This window comes from Chryseobacterium sp. VD8, from assembly GCF_037149975.1.
GTDB lineage: Bacteria > Bacteroidota > Bacteroidia > Flavobacteriales > Weeksellaceae > Chryseobacterium > Chryseobacterium indicum.
The window spans coordinates 1-2,033 of the sequence record NZ_JBBCQL010000390.1 but is presented as its reverse complement, the minus strand read 5'-3'; the positions used below and the strand labels follow the sequence as shown (position 1 = coordinate 2,033).

Genomic DNA, 2,033 nt, shown 5'->3' with positions numbered 1-2,033 from the left:
TTACAAGCATATCTTTTAAATAATGTAAGACTTAATAATGATGAAGATAAAATAGCTTTATCTTTAAACACTTCAAAAATAAATAAATTAGGACCGAAAATTAAGTTTTTAGGATTTCTAAATTGGGCTTCATCTGTTGTTAGTAAAATAGAGGATTACTCTCCAAAAATTAGTTTTCTTTCTTCTTTTGCAATGTCGATTGATTATGCAAAGAATATAGATAATCTTATTCCTACATCAATTTTAATATCTTTATCAAAACTTTATAATGAGTATGAGGAAAATAAAATAAAAAGATGTTTCATTAAAATCGAAGATATTGAAAAGGATATTAAATTAATCAAGATATTAAAAAATTTTGAAAAATTATTAGATATTGAGAGGGATAATCAGATTTACAAAATAAAAAATCACATTGTTAACGATATTTTCTTATCTCTTAATCCTAAGTCTATAACACTGAAATCTAAAAAACTTTCTAGAGTTTATATTGAATTTACAGATGATTTTGTAGTACCTATTTTAAGTTTTTTTAATTGGAATAAAAACTATATTATAACATTTGAGGAACCAGAAATTGTCTATTGTAACAGAAAATTATTTAAGGATAATAGATTATTAGGGAATATTGATTCTTTTTTAAAAATATTTTTACCTTTTGAAGAGCTTAAAAATGTAACAAGTGAAAAAGGAATCTTCACTACTTCAAGCAAGAAATTTTCAAATGATTCTATATTTGGATTTGTAGAGAAAAAATTTATTAATAATTACAATTTTTTCATATGTGATGAATTTGGAAATGAATGGGCAGATCATATTGGTTTAAGCGATGAAAGTATAAGTTTTTATCATTCTAAGCATGGAATATCTAAATTTTCAGCTTCTGATTTACAAGATGTTATAGGGCAGGCTTTAAAAAATTTAGGAAATCTTAGTCCTTCAGATGATGTATGGACACTAAAAGAATCTTCTTGGACAAAAATGTATAAGATAAAAAATACATTAACCAAGATTTCTAAGATAAGAAAAGGAACTTCTGCACGTGAAGCTATTGAATATTTCAAATTACTTAAAACATTTCCTAATTTGAGCAAGAAAGTATTTCTCGTAATTAATTTTTTATCAAAAAAAGAATTGGAAGATAGATTACATAAATTAAAAAATGGAGAGCATTTTAAAGAACGTAATCAAGTAATACAAATTTTATGGTTTGTATCATCATTAATATCCAGTTGTTCTGAAGCCAATGCTGAAATATATATTTGTTGTAAACCATAAATTGATTTAAATGCTTAATAATTATAGTTTTCATTTCTCCAAAAACTCCTTATTTTCGCACAAAACAACCATGAAAAACTCACTCCCCAATTTCCGCTCAATCTAAAAACCATGTTAGAAAGAAACCATCTTGAACCTTGCGGAAGCAGTTCGAGCCATAAAAGTCTCGGCAGTTTTGTGAAAATCATGAATGCACTCATGGGAGACGTGTATGCAGAACTGTATTTTTTGGAAATTCCTTCTTTCGATACTGAAAGAATTCTGTTCGTAGAAAGAAAAAAAGGAATCGAAAACTATCGCATCGTTTATAAAATTGCAGAACGTGCGATCCGTCTTTCGGAAGGTAACGAAGAAGAAAGAATTTTAGAATATCAAAGAAAACTGTCACCGGATTCCTATAAAATACTGCAACAATTGTTTGAAAGCGCGCTTTACCAGACGAGATATCCTGAAGAACGTCGTATTGTTCTCGACGGAGTACAGTATTATTTCTCCAACATTTTGAAAATGGGGAAAATCTCATCACCCGAAGAGAACTCTTTAATCGGAAAACTCATAGACATCTGCGAAAAAATAAAAAGTATGATTCAGTCCGACAACAGACCATTGGTTTTTGAAGATGATTTCAGAGGTGAAATGGAAGCTTTAATCAGGGAAATTAATGGTGATTTAGAATAGTAATGAATGGTTTTCTTTCATTCTGAAGAAGAATTCCAGACAAACACCGTCTGATTTTTTATAAAAGACTCTTCGAC

The 2,033-nt window shown here is 28.3% G+C and carries 2 protein-coding genes; both read left to right on the top strand.

The window, feature by feature from the left end:
* Nucleotides 1-1,278: hypothetical protein (locus WFK35_RS22480; RefSeq protein WP_336734842.1), on the top strand; the 1,278-nt coding region annotated here is incomplete at its 5' end.
* Between the two features lie 111 nt (nt 1,279-1,389).
* Nucleotides 1,390-1,956 carry a hypothetical protein gene (locus tag WFK35_RS22475; RefSeq protein ID WP_336734839.1) on the top strand — a complete coding sequence of 189 codons (567 nt, stop codon included), beginning with the start codon at nt 1,390-1,392 and terminating at the stop codon, nt 1,954-1,956.
* Nucleotides 1,957-2,033 lie beyond the last annotated feature (77 nt).

Coding starts and splice junctions, on each gene's coding strand:
- WFK35_RS22475 (WP_336734839.1), top strand. CDS start 1,390: ATGTTAGAAAGAAACCATCTTGAACCTTGCGGAAGCAGTTCGAGCCAT.